This window comes from Novosphingobium sp. FKTRR1 (assembly GCF_020404405.1).
Taxonomy (GTDB): Bacteria; Pseudomonadota; Alphaproteobacteria; order Sphingomonadales; family Sphingomonadaceae; genus Novosphingobium.
Map to the genome: position 1 here is coordinate 1 of NZ_JAIZDA010000011.1, position 20,269 is coordinate 20,269.

A 20,269-nucleotide genomic window follows, 5' to 3' on the forward strand; every position below is an offset into this window, starting at 1 on the left:
CCGAGCACCCTTGCTCACAGGATCGTCACCCGAGATAATCATAGGAGTAGCGCCTCAACTTACGTCAGGGCGCGGAAATTCAACGCTGACACCCGCCAGCGCAAGGTGGGCGCGAAACACCGCTTACGGTTTTCCGATCTGGGAATCCGACTGGTCTCCCGCCTATCGGCTTTTGCAAGGCGGCAATCCGCTAAGCTCCGAACTCGTGCGCGAGGCGGCGCTGGCAGGTCTTGTCCGCGACGCGAACCAGGCTGCCGTTGCGCTTTTTGGACTGCGCGACCGCTCCGAACTGATCGGCGGCAACATCATAGGGCACTACACGCCGGAGGCTCATGAGATACTTGGCAACATCTTTGCCGCCCTACTGCGCGGTGAGACGGCAATCGAAAAGGAGGTCCGGTTCCTGAGCCTCGCCGGAGATCCCATCGATGTCGTACTACGCGTGACCTTGCCGCCCGATCACCAAGGCTGGAGCCATGTGCTTGTCATGGCTCTGGACGTGACCGAACGGAACCATGCGCAGGCCCGCCTTACGCAATCGCAGGCGGAGCTGACCCACATGGCGCGCGTGACGACGCTGGGGCAACTTGCCGCCTCAATCGCGCATGAAGTCAATCAGCCGCTGTCCGCTATCATCACATATGCAAAATCGGGTCAACGGTGGCTTGCAAGAGAGGCTCCGGACGCGGCCGAGGTTAAAGACTGCCTTGGCCATATCGCCTCAAATGGCACCCGCGCCGCCGATGTTATCGCCCGCGTTCGCGAACTTGCCCGAAACATCGATGCCAAGCGGGAGCGGGTGGCCATCGGCCCTCTGATCGACGAGATCGTAAAGCTGTTGCACCGCGAACTGAACGAAAACGGCGCGGATGTCCGAATCTCGCTCCCGGCCGACCTGCCCGCGATCGTGGGCGACCCGGTTCAGATCCAGCAGGTCATGATGAACCTTCTGTTGAATGGCGCCCAAGCGATGGCGCAAGCCGATCCCGCCGCTCGCGATCTATGCATCGAGGCAAGCCAAGAGGGCAACTTCGTGCGGATCGATGTCAGCGATCGCGGGGTCGGGTTCGCGGGAGCCGATCCCGAAATCCTGTTCCGCCCGTTTTTCACCACCAAGGCTGATGGGATGGGCATGGGGTTGCCGATCTGCCGGTCGATCATCGAGCAGCATGGTGGAACGTTGACGGCCGCCGCGAACCGGAACGGCGGAGCAATATTCAGCTTTCGCCTGCCGGTCGATGCCAACGAGGCGAGAGCTGCTGCATGACAAGAGCGGAAGATTCTATCGGCTGCGTATGCGTCATCGACGACGATGCCGAGGTGCTTGGTGCGATCGGCAGTCTGCTGCGATCAAGCGGTTTCGAGGTCAGGCTCTACGAGGGCCCAGGCGCATTTCTGTCGGCCGGCATCCCTGATGAAGCTGCCTGCCTCGTGCTCGACATCAGGCTGTCGGGCGAGAACGGGCTTGAGTTTCAGGAGCGGCTGTCTGCCTATGGGATTTCGTTGCCGGTGATCCTGATTACCGGCCATGGCGATATTCCCATGACTGTGCGCGGGATGCGCGCCGGTGCTGTCGACTTCCTGCCCAAGCCGTTCGGCGATGATCAACTGCTCGCCGCCGTCGCGGTTGCGATCGCAAGGGACCGTCAAAACCGCGCGGCACTGGCCAATGTGGCGGACCTGCGAAACAATTTCGCGCGCCTTACACCGCGCGAGCGCGACGTGCTCGGCCTCGTCGTCACCGGCCTGATGAACAAGCAAGTTGCTGCTCGGCTGGATCTGTCGGAAATCACCGTCAAGATCCACCGCGGCAACGTGATGCGCAAGATGGCGGCGCAATCCCTGGCCGATCTGGTGAGAATGGCCGAGCAACTCGGCATCCGCGACGAAACGATCCATCGCTTTAACACCTGAGTATGATGGCAGCGCGACGCCGTCGGGCCCATTTGGATTGTTCCCGGGCGGATTTTCGCGGGGCCAGTTGGAGCAGAATTCGTGCGCACCCGCTTGATAGCAATCGTAGACGACGATCCCGGCGTACGGGGGAGCCTCGATAGTCTGGTGCGTTCCGTGGGCTTGGCTGGTCGCAGCTTCTCGAACGGTGAGGCGCTGCTCTGCTGTGGCGAGGAAAGTCGCATCGCCTGCATCATCACCGACTTGCATATGCCGGGAATGACGGGGATCGAGCTTCTGGCGGAATTGATGCGTCGTGGGTGGCGCCAGCCAGTGATCGTGATGACCGCCTTTCCGACCGATGCCGCGCGAGCGCAGGCGCTGGGCGGCGGCGCGCAGGCTTTTCTGACCAAGCCGATCGATCCGGACGTGCTGCTGGAGGCGGTCGAGCGGGCGATCGCCTGAACGGCAGCGACGTGTGTGCCATCATCCAGCGCGATCGCAGAGTTTGGCGCTTCGTCATTGACCCCGATTGTGGTGCGGCGGGTTCTGCAAATGTCGTCGCCTTGCAACCCTGCCACTGCGGCAAAAGGGTGATCCCACGAAACCTGCATCTGCGGCCGGGAATCGCTGTCGTGGATCGAACCCTGCTTGTCGCTGGTGAACCATGGGGCCGCCTGCGATGCGAATGCGCACCGGTCAGCGCCCCCGCATAAGGCTGATGGCCTGCAACGCGGTGGCGCTGGCGGCCAGAAGGGCGCCAAAGCCGCAGACAAAGCCCCAGCCACCAGTCGTCCATGCCATGGTCGCGCCAGCAGAGCCGGCCGCACCGCCCAGGAACATGGCGCCCATGAAAATAGTGTTGAGCCGCGCGCGGGCTTCGGGACGAAGCGCGTAAACGATATGCTGGTTCGAAACGAGCGCGCTCTGTACGCCGAAGTCGAGCAGGATCACGCCAAGGATAAGCCCTGCGATCGAGCCCCACAAACCGAAGACGAGCCACGAAGCCAATGTCATGGCTGCCCCCAAAGCGATCACCTCATGCGGGCCGCGCCGATCGGCGATGCGTCCCGCAATGGGGGCGGCCAATACGCCGACCGCTCCGACGATGCCGAACAGACCGGCGATGTCCGCGCCGAGGCCAAAACGTGGCTGCGCAAGGCGAAGCGCAAGGATCGTCCAGAAGGCGCTGAAGGCCGCGAACAGCAATGCCTGGGTCGTCGCGGCACGGCGCAGCGCCGGCAACGTGCGCCACAGGCCACCTAGGGAATGGATCAATTCGCCATAGCGCAGGCCGGTGGTCGGCTTGCTGCGTGGCAGCAGCAATGCCATGGCTAAGGCCGCGCCAAGTGCCATGGGAACCGCCAGCCAGAACATCTCCCGCCATCCGGCATGCGTCGCGACGAAACCGGCAAGTGTCCGGCTCAGCAATATGCCGCAAAGCAGCCCGGCCATCACCACGCCGACCGTCGCCCCACGGCGCTCGGGCGAGGCAAGATGCGCCGCAAACGGCACGATCTGCTGCGCCACCGTCGCGGCGACGCCGACCAGCAGGGAGGCGATGATGACCAAGAATGCCCCCGGCGACATCGCAATGATTGCCAGCGCGCCCGCAAGCGCGATGAACTGCAGCACGATCAGCCGTTTGCGCTCCACCAGGTCGCCCAGCGGCACCAACAGGAACAATCCGGCAGCATAGCCAAGCTGCGTCGCAGTGGGCACGAACCGGGTCGCATCGCCGGGAAGGTCATGTTCCATCACTCCCAGCATCGGCTGGTTGTAATAGATGTTCGCAACCGCAACCCCTGCGGCTGCCGCCATGGCGAAGGTCAGACCACGTCTCACCGGGGTGGTCGATGGTGCTTGTGTGTCGGCAATCGTGGTCATGCAAGCCTCCTGGCGGAAAGGACCGCCCGATCATGTAGTGTGGGCGATTTCAGCCGACGAGGCCGATGGCAGCCTTTATCTTGGCTGGTGTCATCGGCATGTCGCGCAGCCTGGCGCCCGTTGCGTCGGCGATGGCGTTGCCCAGCGCGGCCGATGTCGGGCCCTGCGCGGTTTCGCCGGCGCCCAGAAATGGCAAGCCCGGGCGGTGCAGGATCGTGACGTCGATCGCGCCAGGCACCTGATCGAAGCGCAGGATCGGATAGCTGCCCCAGTCGAAACTGGTGCGCTTGGTTTCGTCGAACGTCACTTCTTCGTGGATCGCCCAGCTCAACGACTGGATGATGCCGCCTTCGATCTGATTGCGAATCCCGTCTGGACTGGCCGGTTGGCCGGCGTCGACTGCGGCGTGGACGCGGTGGATGATGATCGCGCCGGTTTCGCGCTCGACCTCGACCTCCATCGCGATCGCGCAATAGGCGCCGATATTCTTGTAGCGGGCAAAGGCCATCCCGCAGCCACGGCGGCCGTCGCCTTTTGGCCGTTTGGCCCAGCCGAAGTCCTGTGCCGCCGTCTCCATCACCTGCCGCGCCCGCTCGTCGCGCATATGGGCCAGCCGAAATGCCAGCGGGTCGATGCCGCCTGCCAGCGCCAGTTCGTCCAACATCGATTCGAGGCTGAAGATGTTGAGGTGGGCGCCTAGCGATCGCAGGGCCGAGACGCGCAGCGGCATCTCAGGCACGAAATGATAGCGCACGTCCATGTCGGGAAAATCGTAGAGCGGATTGGCGTTCCGATCGCCATCGCCTTCGGGCATCGGGATCGGTTTGGCTTCTTGTGGCGGAAAGCCGGACGCGATCTCCTGCGCGACAGCGTAGCCGCCGGCCCGCACCGGGCGGTTATTGTGGGAATTGCTCCACACGTCATACGTCCAGCGCGTGATGCGGTTGTCGGGACCGATGGCAGCTTCGACCTCGGTCACCATCGCGCAACCGCACGGTTCCCACCCAAACTCCTGTTCCCGCATCCATTGCAGGCGGATCGGGTGGCCGGGCATGGCCTTGGCGATCAGCGCGGCCTCGGCGGTGACGTCGTCGGCGCCGTTCTGGCCGTAGCACCCGGCCGAAGGCGTGTGGATGACCCGGACGTTCTCAACCGGCAGGCCAACGAGTTCAGCGGTCGCCCTCTGCATGTCGAACACGCCCTGGCTGTGCGACCATATCGTCATCTCGCCCTTCTCGAACCGCGCGACGGCGCAGGATGGCCCGATCGAAGCATGGCTGTACCAGGGACGGGTGTAGCGCGCCTTGACCGTTTTCGCGGAGCGACGCTTCGGCCCTCGCGTATTTAGCACGACGATCTCGCGGCTGGGCAGCGCTTGCAGCCGCAGCGGACCCTCGCTGACCGGCAGCACTGGCCTTGTGCGGGCATAGTCGCCGGCCTGCGCCACGCGCATGGCCTGTATCGCCTGCCATTCGGACCGCGCGACGATGGCCACGAAACTCCCGTCATGGATCAGCCTGACCACACCCGGCATGCGTCCGGCCGCCGCCAGATCGGGATTTGCAAGCCGGGTGCCATAACTCGGGCCGCGCACCACGCGGGCATGCAACATGCCCGGAAGCCGCAGATCCTGCACATAAGCCGCACCGCCGGTCAGCTTGGCGGGAATATCGACGCGCGGCAGGTTGCGCCCCAACGTGCGATAGACGGCCGGATCACGGAGCGGCGCGTCGGCAATCGCCTCGCCATGCAGCGACAGCGAGGCGGCAAGGACGCCAAAGCCCAAGCGCCGCCCGTCTGGTGCAGCGACATTCCCATCACCGTCCGTCGTCAGCGTCTCGGCGGGCAGCTTCCACCGGCGCGCTGCTTCACGCGTCAGCAGCAGGCGGACACTGGCACCGGCATTGGCGAGAGCTGTACCTCCATCCTGCATCGAATGGCTGCCCGCCGTCAGCCCCTCATCGGGCGTGCGTGCGGTGTCTGCGGTTATGAAGCTGATCGTGAACGGCGGGACATCCAGTTCCTCGGCGACCACTTGCAGCAATGCGGTGCGGATGCCTTGGCCGAGTTCGGCCTTCCCCGAAAAGACGGTTATGGCGCCATCGGGCGCGATGCGGATCCAGGAATCCAGTTCGGGATGGGACTTGAGGCTGCCCGGCAGATCGGGCCGCAGCACTTTGGGCGCAGCCCCGCCTTCACCGCCGCCTGCAAGCTGTGCAAAACCGCGTCCGGCAAAGCTGAAGGCCACCAGCAGGCCACCGCCCGCCAGCACCTGCCGTCGGTCTATCGGGGCGCTCATGCCAGTGGTCCCGCAGCACGCCGGATCGCGCGCAGGATGCGTATATGCGTTCCGCAGCGGCATAAGTTGGGCTGCATATGCTGGCGGATCTGCGCGTCGCTCGGACTTGGGTTTGCGTCCAGCAACGCTTGCGCGCGCATCAGCATTCCGGCGATGCAATAGCCACATTGAGCGGCCTGTTCCTCGGCAAAGGCGCGCTGGAGCGGGCTCATCGCTTCGGCACTGCCCAATCCTTCCACGGTGCGAACAGCGCGCGTCCCGACAGCCGCGAGCGGGGTAACGCACGAGAACACGGCCATTCTATCGAGTTGCACTGTGCAAGCACCGCACTGGCCCAGACCGCAGCCGTATTTGGCGCCGTTAAGGCCCAAATCGTCGCGGAGCACGTAGAGGAGGGGGGTATCGGGCGACGCGGTGACCTGACGCGATTTCCCGTTGACGCTGAGTATCGTCATGGCTGGCTCTCCTTGCGAGCTTTTGCGACCATTCTATCGAGGTGTGGCCAGGGCGGCTGGTTTGTGAAGCGCGCGCGGGCATAGGCGAGGGTCGCGGCAACTTGTTCGTCAGTAAGGTTGTCTGAGAAAGGCGGCATATTGGGCCCGCGGTCGGCGACAGGGGGCTCGATTCCGCGCAGCACTGCCTGAATGGCGCTTGTCGGATCAGTGTCGGAGAGATCGCTCGCCAGCGACAGCAAGGGGCGACCCTGCCCAGCCATGGGGGCGCCGGTGTCATGGCATCCGGCGCAGGCCCCTGCGAATAGCGTTGCCCCGATCGGGTAAGCCTGCCTTGCGCCGTAGGGTTTGTTTGTCGGCGGGACGCTCGGGCTGGAGGAGGCTCGTTCTGCCATCTTCGAGGCGATATAGGTGGCAATCGCCCGGACGTCGGCGTCCGGCGCGTGGGACAAGCTCTCCACAACTGGCCCCATCGGACCGGCTGCGGCGCTGTGATCGGGTGATATGCCGGTTCGCAGGAAGGTGTAGAGGGCCTCTGGCGTCCAGCGCTGCTTGGCCGGATTGCTCTGGTCCAACGCAGGCGCACGCCAGCCCTCGGCTACGCCCCCAGCGTACAAGTGGCTTCTCTCCTCGCCGCCGAGCAGGTTGCGTGGCGAATGGCATGCAGCACAATGGCCCAACCCCTCTGCCAGATAGGCGCCCCGGTTCCATTCCGCAGATTCGCTGGGATCAATGGTTAGCGGCCCTTGGTGCAGGAACAGGAGGTTCCAGCCAGCGAGCATGGGACGAAACCCTAGCGGGAAGATCAGGCGGTTGGCGGGTGCAATCGCGGCGACTGGTCGCCTGCTCATAAGGAAAGCATAGAGCGCGCCGAGATCCTGATCCGAGACATGGGTGAAATGCTCATAGGGCAAAGCGGGGTATAAATGAGCGCCGGTCCGCGAGACGCCCTGGCGCATCGCCCGCTCAAACGCCGCAAAGGACCAGTGGCCAATGCCTGTCGCCGGGTCCGGGGTAATATTGGTTGAATACAGTGTGCCGAACGGCGTCTTCAGCGGGCGTCCCCCGGCGAACGGGCGCCCGTTCGGCGCGGTGTGGCACACCATGCAATCGGCGATCTGCGCCAACGCTGCGCCACGCGCGACAATCGTCGGCGAAAAGCTGTTCGCCGGCGGCGGCTGGATCGGGGCGATCGCTGGGCGCCAGGTCAGCGCAAGCGCCAAGCCGGTCGCTCCGCCAAGCAGAGGTATCAACCGCTTGATGGTGCGTCGGCGCAAAACGGGAGGTGGGCTCTGGAACATCGAGCAAGATTTATGCGCGGCGTTTCCGACCGCCTATCCATACGAAGGGGTTACAAACCTTGGTTTGGATTGGCGTCGGCACTTCCTGACGTATCTTCGGGGACATCGAACGGCACGTTGCCGCTCGGAACAGACAGGAGACGAACAGTGATCAACCACGCTATTGTTTCGCCCGCCCGGCAGCGGCTTGGCACACCGACCGATCTCGGCGAGAACGCCACCCGTGACATTGCCGGCGGGTTGAAGGCACTGCTCGCGGATGTCTTTGCGCTCTATATCAAGACCAAGAACTTCCATTGGCATATGAGCGGCCCGAATTTTCGTGATTATCATCTGCTGCTCGACGAGCAGGCTGACCAGATCTTCGCGATGACGGATGCGATCGCCGAACGCGCCCGCAAGATCGGTGGCACGACCATCCGTTCGATCTCCGACATCGCTTCAAAACAGCGCCTGCTGGACAACAACGCCGACTATGTCGATCCGGTGGACATGCTCGCCGAACTTCATGGCGATAACAAGCAACTCGTCGCAGAGCTGCGCAGCGTCCATGTATTGTGCGATGAATACTCCGACGTGGCTACCGCCAGCCTGATCGAAGTGTGGATCGACGAAACCGAACGTCGAGGCTGGTTCCTGTACGAAAGCTGCCGCCCCCTCGCTTTGGCCTGATGGCTTGCGCAGCAGAGCGTCTGCACACCTGAGCTAGGCGGCCTGGACAAATTCCACGAGGTCACGGCTGGAGTCAAAAGCCGTCAATTCGAGGAGGTGAGGTGAAGGAATATGCCGATATTCCGAGCCGAACCGACGCGGAATTTGTCCACGCCGCCCAGGGCCCATGTGGCCTTCAAGCAGGCAGTCCGCATGCTCGATACCCTGCATGATGGAATGCAGAACGACGCCGTTTTCTACTGCTTCCACAATGAGCATGCTCGCGCATCGGACGCCGAAATGTGCTTGAATGTTAGCGGGAAGGCTGATCCGGTCTCAGTGTGAAATGCTCGACTGGATCGCCCTATGGCCCGGAATGGGCCCCGAGAGCATCTAAGCGATCAATTTTAAAGGTATGGCGGAGACGGAGTCCGCTATACTACCATTCGCAATGAACCGCTTATGGCCGATTATATCGGGAAAACCCTAGGATTATTGACTACGCTGCCAAACGGTGGTCCGCACTGGTTCGCTTGCGTTCCCATAAAACCGCGCTATTATCGGGGAACGGTTTAGGGAACCGTGGACCTCGCATCGCGAATTGAGGGTTTGGTTCCCGAACAGGGAGCCATCCATGCCCAAGAAGCTCAGCAATGCCCTCACCCCGTTGACGGTGAAGAACGCCAAGCCCGGTCGCTATGCCGATGGCGGCGGCCTGCAATTACTGGTGAAGGAAAGCGGGGCGCGCTCGTGGGTCTATCGCTACATGCTCAAGGGCCGTTCGCGCGACGTAGGCTTGGGGCCAGCCGCAGGGCCGGGTGCGGTGGCGCTGGCCAAGGCACGCGATCTTGCCGATGATCTGCGCCGGCTGGTGAAGGCGGGAGTCGATCCACTCCAGCAACGTGAACAGTCGGCAGCCGAGGAAGCTGCGGCGGCACAAGCTGCGGCCATCGCCGGAATTACCTTCAAAGCGTCGGCGGAAACCTACATCGCCGCGCATGAAAAAAGCTGGCGCAACGACAAGCACCGGCAGCAATGGCGCAACACGCTGGCAACCTACGTCTATCCGAAGATGGGCGACATTCCCGTTGCCGACATTGACACTGCCCACGTCATGGCGGCGCTGGAGCCGATCTGGCGCACGAAACCGGAAACCGCCAGCCGCGTGCGGGGCCGCCTGGAATCCATCCTTGATGCCGCCCGCGCCCGTGGGCACCGGCAGGGCGAGAATCCCGCCCGGTGGCGTGGTCACATTGCCGAGATGCTTCCCGCGCGCACCCGGCTATCCCGTGGCCACCACAAGGCAATGCCCTATGCCGAGGTGCCAGCGTTCATGGCGAAGCTGCGGACCCGCAATGCAACCGCCGCGCTGGCGCTGGAGTTTACCGTGCTGACTGCCACCCGCTCCGGTGAGGTGCTTGGCGCGAAGTGGGCCGAGGTCGATCTAGGAAAGGCAATCTGGACGATTCCGGCCAGCCGCATGAAGGCGGGCAAGGAACATCGCGTTCCCCTGTCGCCCCGCGCTGTCGAGATTCTGGAGGGCGTGGCCAAGGTCGGCGGCGACTACCTGTTTTCCGGCAACGGCGAGGACAAGTTGTCGATCATGGCAATGACCATGCTGTTGCGCCGCATGAAGCAGGACTGCACCGTGCACGGCTTCCGCAGCGCCTTCCGCGATTGGGCCGCCGAGTGCACCGGCTTCTCCCATGAGGTCTGCGAAATGGCGCTGGCCCACGTGATCGGGAACAAGGCCGAGGCCGCATATCGGCGCGGTGATCTGTTCGACAAGCGGCGCAAGCTCATGGAGGCGTGGGCAACCCGTTGCAGCACGATCGACGCGGCTGGTGACAACGTGACGCCGATCCGGGGCGATACCGCCGCATAGAGTTTCGCCGGGCGCGGTGCCCGATGAAAGCGGGCCAGCGTGGGAGCTACTACCTTCCCCGCTGGCCCTACCACCACCAGCATAGGAGTGCTGACAATGGCTACGGACCCCGTAACCGGCCTAAACAAGCCGGTCTATCCGAACGCAAAGTTTCCGGACGAGATTGATCCATCGGACCGACCGACGATCTACGCATTAACAGCAAAGGGAAAGTGCCTGGAGCCGGTTTTCAAGGATGGCGAGTGCATCGCCTTTTCGAAAGACGCTGAATTTCAGCCCGGCGACTATGTTGGCATCTGCCTTGTGCCAGATGCTGTCCAACTGGACGAACCGCCGAGCAGGGTAAAGCGCCTGCGGTCGATCATGCCCGGAATTACGTTCCCGTTTCAGGCCGCGCCAAGCAGCGAATTGATGCCGTTGGTCGAGTTGGAGCAACACAATCCGCCGCGCGTTCTACGTGTCCCCGCTGACCGCATCCTTTCCATGCACAAGGTGATCGGCACGGCGAAGACAATGGGCGACGGAACTGCGCGACTGGTTTCGCTGGAGCCTGAGCGACTGGATAGGCTGGAATACGTCCTGATTGATCGTGTGCAGCTATGAGCAACTCCATGGCATCAATCCTGCCTTTCGTGCTCAAGGACCGCTGGATTGTCACTGTCGAAAGTGAGCGGCATTTCGTGAAGGTGCGCCATCGCACCCGTTGGTATGCCGTTGCGCGGCGCATAGGCCATGAGGATCGACGCCACTGGTGCGCCAGCCGGGCGGACGCCCTTGTCATAGCTCAGTGGCAGCGGGACGCGTTCGAGCGATGGGCCTTTGCGGAACAGGTTGAATCAATGCTTGCCCGCCTGCCTCCAATCCAGCGCGCCAAAGCGATAGAAAAGCTGAAGGCACTCGCGGGATATTGCAGCCCCGGTGAAAATACCCCCTGAGGCGCTGACAAAACTGACAGAAGCCCCATATTGATCGGGCGGGGATAGGCCGGCCAGCCGACAAGCACGCTTCCCACGTGCTTCCCCGCCACCAATCCGGGAACCGCTCGGGAGGCGGCATGGACGAATTGCCTGACTGTGGATGGATCGACAGCTTACCTGCCGGCTGGATTGCGGGGATGGTTGTGCGGCAACGGCTTCGCGCGCTGATCGAACGTCGTGTCGTTACGGGTGATCTTGCGCCGTGGCTCGGGGATTTTGGCGTTGAGGCGTATTTGGAATGCTTCGGCGGCACCGAGACAGAAGCGCGCGACTCGATAAAGCTGGACGATCATCTGACGGCTGTTTTCCAGCGCGCGATTCTAACCGGCGCGCTTTCCGCATCGTCATTTGACGGACACGCCTTCAAGGCGCTGCCCAAGGCCGCGTTCGTGCACCTGTCCGTGGCTCGAAACGCGCTACAGATGGGTGTCCTGGACCTTGATCCCCTTTGGCCTGATGAATGGTGGCCGTGGAGCAGCAAGCATTGGGCGGTGCCGAAGGTCGAGTTCGAGACGTGGATGGCATCGCAGGAGCCGACCCGCCTTGATGATCTGCCGGCGGACATTGCCCTAGCGTATGACGGAACGGTCACCCCGCTGACCTTTCGAGAGCCAAGCCCCCGCGCTCGCGTGTCCCTGTCCGAAGCCGTGTCTTGGGTCGCGTTCGGAATTGCACTGGAACCCGTGCAGTTTGAAATGGCGTTGCACTGGGAACGCCTAGAAAATGGTGATTTGCAGGCAGTGCAGCGCAAGGTGGCACAGGCCGTGGCCGAGATAGTGGCGGCTGGTGCTGACAGCCGAATCGCTTTTTCTGGACGCCACGTCGCAAGCCTTTGGGAAAAAGGTGCGACAAACGACATAATCCACCCCCTGAAATTGGAAGACTATAAGGCTTTCACCATTGGCCGGGATGATCTGAATTACGGCGAGGGGTTGCACCGCACGTATCGGGCAAAGAACGATAGCCAGTCGCACTCCAGCGAGCGGCGAGACCTTTTCACCGAAGTCAAAGTCAGTCGTGACAATCTCATGCTGCACTTCCCCCGTCAGTCGAAGGTTATCCCGTCTGCTGACAGCGGAAGCCCTGACAGTCCGATATTCTGGACCGACTTTGATCCGGAAGCCCTGCCGGCGCTGAGGCGTCTAAGCGATGCCGCCGCTCATGATGAATGGTGGACTTGGCCCGAGGCGATTGCTTGGGTTGGCGGCCGCGATCACCGCAACATCGCGTCCTTGCGATATTGGGCCACGGAATGGTCATCCAACGGCGATGCGGATGTTACACTGGGCGCGCAGCACTACATGGCGGCGCAATGGTGCACGTCGGCGCGAGCGGCAGAGGATGACTTACATCATGCGATTGAACGGGGGGCTGTTCACACGATTGGACGCACCACGCGCGATGGCCTCGCCTCGGTGTTGAGGAAAGAAGTCTGGCGTGGCGGCGCGGTCATCTATTCGGACGGCGCGGCGCAACTGGTCAGCGCAAAGAACAAATTGACCGCTTGGGCCTTTGACATTGCAGTGCATCGCGCCGATTTAGTGGCGGCGTTTCCTTCGCCAGTCGATGGCGAGCGCATAGCGGCGATATGCGAAGCCGACCCAACAGAGGACGACGGGCCAGCCGACGAAAAGCCCTTCAACGATCAACAGCGGCGGGATTGGATGGAGGCTCAACCAATGGGATCGGCAGACCCGGCACATAAGATTTATAAGCAGCATCCACGATGGTGCGGGACCAAACTTCCTGAATTTCGCGCTGAATGGAAGCAGGTCAAAGGAACGAGGCAAGGCAGGCCGCCAAATCGGAAAATCGACAAATAAATCGACAGACAAATAGAAACGTCGATTTTCGTGTCGGTTTTTTTGTGGGCTAACTAGTCATCCGCCACCGTTCGTAAAGCTCATTGCGAACGCTGGACGGAGACCACGTCCATGACTTACAAGCCTACTTATTCCCGCAAGGATGCCTGCGAAGCACTGAGTATCGGCACGACCAAGCTCCATGAGCTTATCAATGCCGGGACGCTCGAAACCTTCAAGATCGGCCGCAAGACGCTGGTGAAGGGCGAAAGCCTGCACCGCCTGATCGCTGGGGAGGCATAAGGCCATGCCCCAGAACAGTGAAGCCCCGCACGCTGGCGAGGCCTCACGGAATAGCCTGGACAGCTTCCGTGATTGCCTTAACCCACTCACACTTCAATCTCAATTCCTGATCGCTGCGTATAACGTCCGCCCGGAAATGGCTGCGATGATGGCGGCGGCAGTGTTCGGGAGTGCCTGTCATGGGTAGGCGCACCCGCACCAGCAATGCCGCCTATGCGGCCATCTCACCCTTTGCCGACACACTGCGCGCCATCGCCTATAGGCTGATCCATGAGGCGCAGGCCCACGGCATGACCGCCCTGGAGGTTGTGGACTCATCGGGGCGGGATCGGTGGGGCATCCAACCCCGTATCTCCGAACTGGTCACCGACAAGGCCGTGGTGGATTCGGGCCGCACCCGGACCAACCCGAGCGGAAAACCCGCAATTGTTTGGGTCTTGCCCGAGTTTGGCCCCGATGGCGGGGAGGGCGTGGAATGATCGACCTGCAAGCAATCCGCCGGGACCATCCCTTGCCCGATATTGTCGGCAAGCTGGTGGCGCTGCGGCCAGCCGGGCGCGAATGGGTGGCATGCTGCCCCTTCCATGCCGATCGGTCGCCCAGCTTCACGATCTACCATGACGGAACCCGCTTCCATTGCTTTGGCTGTGGCGCATCGGGCGACGTGCTGGACTTCGTGCGGCTGGCCTATGACCTTGACCTGATCGGTGCGGCGCACATGCTGGGCGCGGGCGACGTTCCCCACCTAGATCGACCTCCACCGCTGTTCCCCCTCCCCGTAAATACGGGAAAAATACGCGCGGCGCTGTCGATCTGGAACCGGGCGCAACCGGCGGCGGGAACACTGGCAGAGGCCTATCTCCGGTTCCGGGGCATCGTGCCGCCCTATCCGCCTTCGCTGCGCTTCCTGCGGCTTCCCTGTGACAACCTGGGGCAGTTGCCCTGCCTTGTGGCATCGGTGCAGGACGTGGCGGGCGACGTGATCGGCGTGCAACGTATCTGGCTGGCGCACGACGGCATGGGCAAAGCCGACGTTGCCAAGCCCAAGCGATCGTTGGGCAAGGTGAAGGGCGGTGCAATCCGCCTGGGCGAACCGGACGCGGGCAACGTGGTGACGGTCTGCGAGGGGCCGGAAACCGGCCTGTCATTGCTGGAACTGCTGGGCGGGCCGGTATGGGTGGCGGCGGGCGCAACCTTCCTGCCTGCAATGGACTTCCCGCCAGCCGTCCGATCGATCGTGATCGGGGCCGACAACGACGAAGCCGGACAGGTGGCGGCGCAGGACGCGGCGCGGGCTTATGCCCTGCGAGGCTTGGCCGTGCGCATCATCCGACCGCTGGACGGCTTCAAGGACTTCAACGACGAACTGAAGGGGGCCGACCATGGCCGCTAACCCGAACCTGCAAGAGCGGCTGGAACAGTCGCAACCGATCGACGCCTGGCCGGACCCTGTGCCGCTGCGCGATGAACTGCCCCCGGTGCAGCCCTTCGCTCCGGCCTTGCTGCCAAGCGAATTGCGGCCATGGGCGATCGACATTGCCGAGCGGATGAACTGTCCTGTCGATCTGGTGGCGATTCCGGCCATGGTGGCGGCGGGCGCGCTGATCGGGCGCAAGGTCGGCATCCGGCCCCAACGGCGCACCGACTGGCTGGAAGTGGGCAACCTGTGGGGCTGCGTTGTGGCCCCACCGGGAAGCCTGAAAAGCCCGGCGGCGGCGGAAGCGTTGGGGCCGATCCGGCGGCTGGAAGCACAGGCGGCACAGGACAATGAAAGCGCTCTGGCCGACTTCAAGGCATCCGAGGCACTGCACAAGCTGGAAAAGGAAGTTGCCGAGCGGGGCGCACGCGATGCCCTGAAAGACAAGGGCGGCGGCAATCGGCGCGACGCGGCGCTTTCGATGATCCGCGCTGTGGCCGAGCCTGTGCCCCCGGCGATGAAACGCCACCTTACCAGCGACGGCACGGCGGAAAAGCTGGGCGAGATATGCCGCGACAACCCCAACGGCATCATGGTGCATCGGGATGAACTGCTGTCGCTGTTTGCCGATCTGGACAACCCGGACAAGGCATCCGCGCGCGGCTTCTACCTGACTGGCTGGGGCGGGCAGGACGGTTACACGTTCGATCGCATCATGCGCGGCACGGTGCGGATTGCGGCGGTGAACCTGTCGGTTTGTGGCACAACCCAGCCGAGCCGCCTTGCGGGCTATATCCGCGAAAGCCTGCAACAACGCGATGATGGCATGGTGCAGCGCCTGCAATTGCTGGTCTGGCCAGACTTTACCGGGCCGTTCCGCGAAGTCGATCGGCACCCGAACAGCGAAGCGCGGGCGCGTGCCTTTGCCTGCTATCAGGACCTGGCTGCGCTGGACGTGCGGGAACTGGGCGCGATATGGGACGAGGATTCCGGCCCCTATGGCGTGCCCTATCTGCGGTTCGATGATGGGGCGCAGGACATGTTTTCCGCATGGCGCGGCGCGCTGGAGCAACGCTTGTGCGGCGATGATCTGCCACCGGCCTTGCAGGCGCACCTTGCCAAGTTTCGCGGGCTGATCCCCCGGCTGGCGCTGGTCTGTCACCTGGCGAACAACGCCCATGGTCCGGTATCTGCCGAGGCGGCGGAACAGGCGCTTGGCTGGGCGGGCTATCTGGAAAGCCATGCGGTGCGGGCTTATGCCTCGCTGTCGATCGACAATGCCGAGGCCGCGCGTGCGATCTGGCGACGGGTGCAAAGGGGCGATCTGCAAGGCACCTTCACCGCGCGCGACATTCACCGCAAGAACTGGTCCGGCTTGGGCGACAAGGACAGGATTGCAGCCGGGCTTGCCGCGCTGATCGATGCGGATTGGATCGCCGCAACGACGATCAAGGCCGAGGCAGGGGGCAGGCCGACAATGCAATACACGGCGAACCCCAAGGCGCTGCGGCGCTGACAATGGCCCCGGCACGAACTGACAAAACCGACACAACCACCCTTTTGGCAGTTTTGTCAGTGACTGCCCGACGTGTTTTCCCGAAAAAGGAGGCGATACGATGACCACCCGCAAGAGCAAGGCGAAAGCGCAAGCGCCCAAAACCGCCGAGGAAGCAAAAGCAGCCCGGCAGCGAGCAGCAGGGAACTTGAACGCCCCTTCGTTCCGGCACGGACTGGCGATTGCGCAGATTCAGGACGCGCTAACCAAAGGGCTGCCTGCCGAGGATCGCCCCGATATGTCGCACTATGCCGACGATGTGCGGGAGCGGGTGAAGCGCCTTGAAGGTGGCGACCTGGCGCTGGCAAGCATGATGCTGGCAGCGCAGGCCATGACGCTGGACAACATCTTTGCCGAAACAGCGCGGCGCATGGCGGCGAACTTTGGCGAGTATCCCAATGCCGTCGAACTGTATGGCCGCATCGCCCTGAAGGCGCAGGCCAATTCGCGCGCGACGATCGAAGCGCTGGTGAAGCTGCACCAGCCACGGGAACAGACTGTGCGGCACGTTCACGTCAACGAAGGGGCGCAGGCCGTCATTGCCGATCAATTCCACCACCACCAGCACACCGGACAGGGGGGCCACGAAAATGCGGGACCAGCCGAACAACCCCATGCAACCGACAATACCGCCGGAACCGGCACGGCTGGCACAGGCCCCGCGCTGCCAAGCCCGAACCCGATCGGGCAAGCCATGCCGTTCCCCAGCGGTGAAGGGTGCGAAGCGGTGCAGGATGCACGGCGGAAAGGGTAGCGGGGCACCGAAAGGCAACCGCAACGCCTGGAAGCACGGGGCACGATCTGCCGAGGCGGGTGCCTTAGTGGCCATGCTTCGCAATCTCCGCTGACTCAGAAGCTGACGGGAAGCGGCTTGTCTCGATTCGGCCATCGCAGAAAATCTTGCTGGACGCGTCGCGCCATTGCGATAGAGATTCGTTGTGGAAGCAGAATACACCCTTGGCGCGTTCAGCGATGAACAAGCGGCCCGGATCACCGGCGTTTCGCTTAACCAATTAAGGGAATGGGATAAAAGCGGGTTCTTTCACCCCAGCTACCGCGTGGACCAGCCGCACGTGCCCTATGGGCGTGCATACTCGTTTCGCGACCTAGTCTCGCTCCAAGTGCTAAATGATCTTCGAAACGCCAAGCGCATTCCGCTTGGGCATCTCAAGCAGGTCTCCGAAAAGCTCGCCCATCTCGGCACAAGCCGATGGACATCCTCGACGCTTTATGTCCTGGGCAAGCGAGTGGTTTTCGATAATCCGGCGACCAATCTGCGAGAAGAAGTCGTCTCAGGCCAGCGGGTTTTCAATATCCCGTTGCGGGTGGTCATTCGCAGCACTCGCCGGAAGATCGAAGCATTGAACGATCGAGCCGAAAAAGCCGGTCGATTTGAACGCCACCGCTTTGTTGCTCAAAACGAGCGAGTTTTCGCGGGCACTCGCATACCGGTGACAACTGTGATCGAATTTCTAGCGGCTGGTTTTGATCACAAGAAAATCCTTGCCGAATTTCCGACGCTGGTCGCTTCAGACATTGAAGCGGCAATTGACGAGTGGAAGGCGGGTGCTGCTGCCTGATGCCCCGCGCATCGGCCAAGCTTCAATTCTTCTTGGATCAGAACGTCCCGGATTCCATCGGTAAATATCTGCAACGCCGGGGGCATAGCGTTCTCAGGCTACGCCATCATATCCCGCCAGACTCGCCTGATCCATTGGTCGGCATGACCGCCCTGAAAGCCGGGCGCATTCTCATCTCGTGGGACAAAGACTTCAATGGCCAGCGCTTCCAGCAGGACCGCTTTGCTCAACTGTCGAGAGTCGCTCTAAGCGGGCACGGCCCTGAACTGCTCCCAGCTGTCAAAGAGCATGCGGAGGTGATTGAGTTTCAGCTTCAGCGGATACCTCGGAACGGACGAATGGTCGTGCACGTGAAAATTGGCCAAGTGCGCTTCCGCACCAAATGACGAGTTGGCGAATCTGCCGAGCCTCAACCCATAACGCCGCGCCAAATAGCTCGCCCCACCGTCTCAACGCCTGTGGCGAAGAGCCATAGCAGCCCATAGAAAAAGGCAATTCCAATGGGCATCCAGATGTAGCGTTCACGCCCATAGCGTCCCGCCTGCCACCATGTCGGCCTTGGGGCCGATGAAAGCCAGTGATCGAATTTCGATCCGTCCGTCGCGGCCTCGTTATAAATGCGATCTTTGTCATGGCGTGCTCCGGGCGACAGGGTCGCGCGCCCGTTTACCGCCACCAGCATCCCATCGGGATACAGGATCAAATCCGGGAAGCCGCCCGGATGCTTCCACCAAATTGCATCCTCTACATCGGTCACTGACCAGTCCGGGCGGAACCCGTGCTTGTAAAGGCGATGGATGCGGCGAAACGTCTCCGCTTCCCTGCGTCCAAGCTCGACGGCAGCTTCCAAATCTTGCGGCATGGCTTCAATACCCCCGCAACTGTTTAGACCGTCATCGTTCGCGCACAACCGCCTCTAGCGGCAACGTTATTTAGGGTTCGATTTTGGTAACAGCCTGCTGAATGAGAGAAATATTCAATCAAATCAACATGCCGTGGCGGAGACGGAGGGATTCGAACCCTCGGTACCGGATTTACCAGTACGACGGTTTAGCAAACCGTTGGTTTCAGCCACTCACCCACGTCTCCGGATCGCAGCGGCGAAGGCGGCCTATAGCGAGCGAATTTGCGGGCGGCAAGGGTGTGCGACAAAATGTTCATGCATGTGGAAAAGTCGAGGGTTTGCGTCGGCGTACGCGCACTCAGCGCGCGATTGGGCGCATTTAAGACTCGGGTCATCGCCAGTTACGCGTCATCGCCGGTTCATTCTATTGCCGCGATGATCCTGCCGATGCAGACAAAGCCACTGCGAGCGCACCGCCTCCGAACCTGCCGGTCCGGTTAGGCAGCGTCAGCAAGTTACGGGAACGCCAACGCATGAAGCCGCAACGCCGCCTTGCCTATGCCCTTGTCGCCGCCGCTGCCCTGGCGGCCCAAGCCACCAGTGCCAGGGCACAAGTCCAGTCGATCGATCCGAACAGCGCGATCGACTCCGACCTGTCTCAGTCACGTGCGGCACCGCTGGCGCCACCTCCTGCCCCGCCGCCGCCTGCTCCGGTGCCCGGACCGTCTTGGGCCACCAGCGGGGCCACCAGCGGGCAGGCGCAAACGTCGGCTCAAGCTGCACCCGCTGCGGCCCTGCCATCACCCGCCGGCAACGCCTACCCCCCGGCAGCAGCAGGCTCGCGTGCGGGCGGCACCTATCGCGAGGATGACCTGATCGGCGCGGCCGAGGGCGTGTTCGGCAAGGGCGCGCGCGGTTTGGCGTTGATGATCCGCGACATCCTGAAGAAGCAGGGTGAGCCCAACGGCTACATCACCGGACGCGAGGGTGGCGGCGCGTTTTTCGTCGGCTTGCGCTATGGTTCGGGCACGTTGCATCACCGGATCGAGGGCGATCTGCCCGTCTATTGGACCGGACCATCGCTTGGTCTTGATCTTGGCGCGAGCGCCTCCAACACCTTCGTGCTGGTCTACAACCTCAACGATACCGAGGAACTGTTCCACCGCTATGGCGCGGGTGAGGGGCAGGCCTATCTGGTTGGCGGGTTCAACGTTTCGTACTTGCGGCGCGGCAACGTGGTGATCGTGCCGGTGCGGATGGGCGCGGGATTGCGGCTGGGCGTCAACGCCGGGTACATGAAGTTCAGTCACAAGCAGAACTGGGTGCCGTTCTGAGCGCGTTCCCTTGCGACCTGCGGAGGGTGCGACAATAGGCCTTGCCTAGGCTGCGTGGGGGGGGCATTGGGGCGCCGCTGTTTGACCCC

23 protein-coding genes and 1 tRNA gene are annotated in these 20,269 nt (G+C 62.6%); 17 read left to right on the plus strand and 7 right to left on the minus strand.

What is annotated here, in order from left to right:
* Positions 1-205 precede the first annotated feature (205 nt).
* The 3 genes from LDN95_RS11815 to LDN95_RS11825 all read left to right on the plus strand — a co-directional run bounded on the left by LDN95_RS11815 (position 206) and on the right by LDN95_RS11825 (position 2,358).
* Entirely contained in the window at positions 206-1,267 is a 1,062-nt protein-coding gene (locus tag LDN95_RS11815; RefSeq protein WP_226017883.1) for an ATP-binding protein, read from the plus strand.
* A complete protein-coding gene (locus LDN95_RS11820; protein WP_226017884.1) occupies positions 1,264-1,914 on the plus strand; it encodes a response regulator transcription factor in 651 nt (216 codons plus the stop codon). Before LDN95_RS11815 ends, LDN95_RS11820 begins: the two co-directional genes overlap by 4 nt.
* Before the next feature lie 93 nt (positions 1,915-2,007).
* Complete coding sequence (locus LDN95_RS11825; RefSeq protein WP_226017885.1) at positions 2,008-2,358, plus strand: response regulator transcription factor; 351 nt, start codon at positions 2,008-2,010, stop codon at positions 2,356-2,358.
* 234 nt (positions 2,359-2,592) lie between these two features.
* On the opposite strand, the gene LDN95_RS11830 is transcribed toward LDN95_RS11825, so the two are convergent.
* The 4 genes from LDN95_RS11830 to LDN95_RS11845 are packed head-to-tail and all read right to left on the minus strand — an operon-like array spanning position 2,593 to position 7,754.
* The gene (locus tag LDN95_RS11830; protein WP_226017886.1) at positions 2,593-3,780 is read right to left on the minus strand and encodes an MFS transporter; all 1,188 of its coding nucleotides are present in this window, start codon (positions 3,778-3,780) and stop codon (positions 2,593-2,595) included.
* A gap of 49 nt (positions 3,781-3,829) precedes the next feature.
* Complete coding sequence (locus LDN95_RS11835) at positions 3,830-6,079, minus strand: molybdopterin cofactor-binding domain-containing protein (RefSeq protein ID WP_226017887.1); 2,250 nt, start codon at positions 6,077-6,079, stop codon at positions 3,830-3,832.
* Complete coding sequence (locus tag LDN95_RS11840; protein WP_226017888.1) at positions 6,076-6,534, minus strand: (2Fe-2S)-binding protein; 459 nt, start codon at positions 6,532-6,534, stop codon at positions 6,076-6,078. Before LDN95_RS11840 ends, LDN95_RS11835 begins: the two co-directional genes overlap by 4 nt.
* Positions 6,531-7,754 carry a cytochrome c gene (locus LDN95_RS11845; protein WP_226017889.1) on the minus strand — a complete coding sequence of 408 codons (1,224 nt, stop codon included), beginning with the start codon at positions 7,752-7,754 and terminating at the stop codon, positions 6,531-6,533. Before LDN95_RS11845 ends, LDN95_RS11840 begins: the two co-directional genes overlap by 4 nt.
* 90 nt (positions 7,755-7,844) lie before the next feature.
* Here LDN95_RS11845 and LDN95_RS11850 point away from each other — a divergent pair, with 90 nt between their 5' ends.
* Positions 7,845-8,504 carry a Dps family protein gene (locus LDN95_RS11850; protein WP_370631684.1) on the plus strand — a complete coding sequence of 220 codons (660 nt, stop codon included), beginning with the start codon at positions 7,845-7,847 and terminating at the stop codon, positions 8,502-8,504.
* Between the two features lie 33 nt (positions 8,505-8,537).
* Here LDN95_RS11850 and LDN95_RS11855 read toward each other — a convergent pair whose 3' ends face one another.
* The gene (locus LDN95_RS11855) at positions 8,538-8,762 is read right to left on the minus strand and encodes a hypothetical protein (RefSeq protein ID WP_226017890.1); all 225 of its coding nucleotides are present in this window, start codon (positions 8,760-8,762) and stop codon (positions 8,538-8,540) included.
* A gap of 355 nt (positions 8,763-9,117) precedes the next feature.
* Between LDN95_RS11855 and LDN95_RS11860 the strand changes: the two genes are divergently transcribed.
* The 12 genes from LDN95_RS11860 (at position 9,118) to LDN95_RS11910 (ending at position 18,388) form a co-directional block, all read left to right on the plus strand.
* Entirely contained in the window at positions 9,118-10,368 is a 1,251-nt protein-coding gene (locus LDN95_RS11860) for a site-specific integrase (RefSeq protein WP_226017891.1), read from the plus strand.
* A 96-nt stretch (positions 10,369-10,464) separates the two neighbouring features.
* A complete protein-coding gene (locus tag LDN95_RS11865) occupies positions 10,465-10,971 on the plus strand; it encodes a hypothetical protein (protein WP_226017892.1) in 507 nt (168 codons plus the stop codon).
* Between the two features lie 8 nt (positions 10,972-10,979).
* Positions 10,980-11,303 carry a hypothetical protein gene (locus tag LDN95_RS11870; RefSeq protein ID WP_226017893.1) on the plus strand — a complete coding sequence of 108 codons (324 nt, stop codon included), beginning with the start codon at positions 10,980-10,982 and terminating at the stop codon, positions 11,301-11,303.
* A gap of 119 nt (positions 11,304-11,422) precedes the next feature.
* Positions 11,423-13,168 (plus strand): hypothetical protein, encoded by a 1,746-nt coding sequence (locus LDN95_RS11875; protein WP_226017894.1) that lies wholly within the window; start codon positions 11,423-11,425, stop codon positions 13,166-13,168.
* A gap of 111 nt (positions 13,169-13,279) precedes the next feature.
* Positions 13,280-13,450, plus strand: a complete 171-nt coding sequence (locus LDN95_RS11880; protein ID WP_226017895.1) for a helix-turn-helix domain-containing protein — start codon at positions 13,280-13,282, stop codon at positions 13,448-13,450.
* 179 nt (positions 13,451-13,629) lie between these two features.
* Complete coding sequence (locus LDN95_RS11885; protein WP_226017896.1) at positions 13,630-13,929, plus strand: hypothetical protein; 300 nt, start codon at positions 13,630-13,632, stop codon at positions 13,927-13,929.
* Positions 13,926-14,843, plus strand: a complete 918-nt coding sequence (locus LDN95_RS11890) for a CHC2 zinc finger domain-containing protein (RefSeq protein ID WP_226017897.1) — start codon at positions 13,926-13,928, stop codon at positions 14,841-14,843. The genes LDN95_RS11885 and LDN95_RS11890 overlap by 4 nt, the downstream gene beginning before the upstream one ends.
* Entirely contained in the window at positions 14,833-16,383 is a 1,551-nt protein-coding gene (locus LDN95_RS11895) for a YfjI family protein (RefSeq protein WP_226017898.1), read from the plus strand. The genes LDN95_RS11890 and LDN95_RS11895 overlap by 11 nt, the downstream gene beginning before the upstream one ends.
* 100 nt (positions 16,384-16,483) lie before the next feature.
* Entirely contained in the window at positions 16,484-17,176 is a 693-nt protein-coding gene (locus LDN95_RS11900) for a hypothetical protein (protein ID WP_226017899.1), read from the plus strand.
* The gene (locus tag LDN95_RS23315; protein WP_370631685.1) at positions 17,133-17,270 is read left to right on the plus strand and encodes a hypothetical protein; all 138 of its coding nucleotides are present in this window, start codon (positions 17,133-17,135) and stop codon (positions 17,268-17,270) included. The genes LDN95_RS11900 and LDN95_RS23315 overlap by 44 nt, the downstream gene beginning before the upstream one ends.
* A 90-nt stretch (positions 17,271-17,360) precedes the next feature.
* Entirely contained in the window at positions 17,361-18,002 is a 642-nt protein-coding gene (locus tag LDN95_RS23320; RefSeq protein WP_226017900.1) for a DUF433 domain-containing protein, read from the plus strand.
* A complete protein-coding gene (locus tag LDN95_RS11910; protein ID WP_226017901.1) occupies positions 18,002-18,388 on the plus strand; it encodes a DUF5615 family PIN-like protein in 387 nt (128 codons plus the stop codon). Before LDN95_RS23320 ends, LDN95_RS11910 begins: the two co-directional genes overlap by 1 nt.
* Positions 18,389-18,411: 23 nt before the next feature.
* Here LDN95_RS11910 and LDN95_RS11915 read toward each other — a convergent pair whose 3' ends face one another.
* Positions 18,412-18,864 (minus strand): hypothetical protein, encoded by a 453-nt coding sequence (locus LDN95_RS11915; protein ID WP_226017902.1) that lies wholly within the window; start codon positions 18,862-18,864, stop codon positions 18,412-18,414.
* 134 nt (positions 18,865-18,998) lie between these two features.
* A tRNA-Ser gene (locus LDN95_RS11920) sits at positions 18,999-19,091 on the minus strand.
* A 288-nt stretch (positions 19,092-19,379) separates the two neighbouring features.
* Between LDN95_RS11920 and LDN95_RS11925 the strand changes: the two genes are divergently transcribed.
* Positions 19,380-20,180 carry a DUF1134 domain-containing protein gene (locus LDN95_RS11925; protein WP_226017903.1) on the plus strand — a complete coding sequence of 267 codons (801 nt, stop codon included), beginning with the start codon at positions 19,380-19,382 and terminating at the stop codon, positions 20,178-20,180.
* The last annotated feature ends 89 nt before the right edge of the window (positions 20,181-20,269 follow it).

Coding starts and splice junctions, on each gene's coding strand:
- LDN95_RS11830 (WP_226017886.1), bottom strand. CDS start 3,780: ATGACCACGATTGCCGACACACAAGCACCATCGACCACCCCGGTGAGA.
- LDN95_RS11890 (WP_226017897.1), top strand. CDS start 13,926: ATGATCGACCTGCAAGCAATCCGCCGGGACCATCCCTTGCCCGATATT.
- LDN95_RS11910 (WP_226017901.1), top strand. CDS start 18,002: ATGCCCCGCGCATCGGCCAAGCTTCAATTCTTCTTGGATCAGAACGTC.
- LDN95_RS11850 (WP_370631684.1), top strand. CDS start 7,845: ATGCGCGGCGTTTCCGACCGCCTATCCATACGAAGGGGTTACAAACCT.
- LDN95_RS11895 (WP_226017898.1), top strand. CDS start 14,833: ATGGCCGCTAACCCGAACCTGCAAGAGCGGCTGGAACAGTCGCAACCG.
- LDN95_RS11840 (WP_226017888.1), bottom strand. CDS start 6,534: ATGACGATACTCAGCGTCAACGGGAAATCGCGTCAGGTCACCGCGTCG.
- LDN95_RS11855 (WP_226017890.1), bottom strand. CDS start 8,762: ATGCTCATTGTGGAAGCAGTAGAAAACGGCGTCGTTCTGCATTCCATC.
- LDN95_RS11820 (WP_226017884.1), top strand. CDS start 1,264: ATGACAAGAGCGGAAGATTCTATCGGCTGCGTATGCGTCATCGACGAC.
- LDN95_RS11900 (WP_226017899.1), top strand. CDS start 16,484: ATGACCACCCGCAAGAGCAAGGCGAAAGCGCAAGCGCCCAAAACCGCC.
- LDN95_RS11870 (WP_226017893.1), top strand. CDS start 10,980: ATGGCATCAATCCTGCCTTTCGTGCTCAAGGACCGCTGGATTGTCACT.
- LDN95_RS11865 (WP_226017892.1), top strand. CDS start 10,465: ATGGCTACGGACCCCGTAACCGGCCTAAACAAGCCGGTCTATCCGAAC.
- LDN95_RS11925 (WP_226017903.1), top strand. CDS start 19,380: ATGAAGCCGCAACGCCGCCTTGCCTATGCCCTTGTCGCCGCCGCTGCC.
- LDN95_RS11915 (WP_226017902.1), bottom strand. CDS start 18,864: ATGCCGCAAGATTTGGAAGCTGCCGTCGAGCTTGGACGCAGGGAAGCG.
- LDN95_RS11875 (WP_226017894.1), top strand. CDS start 11,423: ATGGACGAATTGCCTGACTGTGGATGGATCGACAGCTTACCTGCCGGC.
- LDN95_RS11860 (WP_226017891.1), top strand. CDS start 9,118: ATGCCCAAGAAGCTCAGCAATGCCCTCACCCCGTTGACGGTGAAGAAC.
- LDN95_RS11880 (WP_226017895.1), top strand. CDS start 13,280: ATGACTTACAAGCCTACTTATTCCCGCAAGGATGCCTGCGAAGCACTG.
- LDN95_RS11835 (WP_226017887.1), bottom strand. CDS start 6,079: ATGAGCGCCCCGATAGACCGACGGCAGGTGCTGGCGGGCGGTGGCCTG.
- LDN95_RS11885 (WP_226017896.1), top strand. CDS start 13,630: ATGGGTAGGCGCACCCGCACCAGCAATGCCGCCTATGCGGCCATCTCA.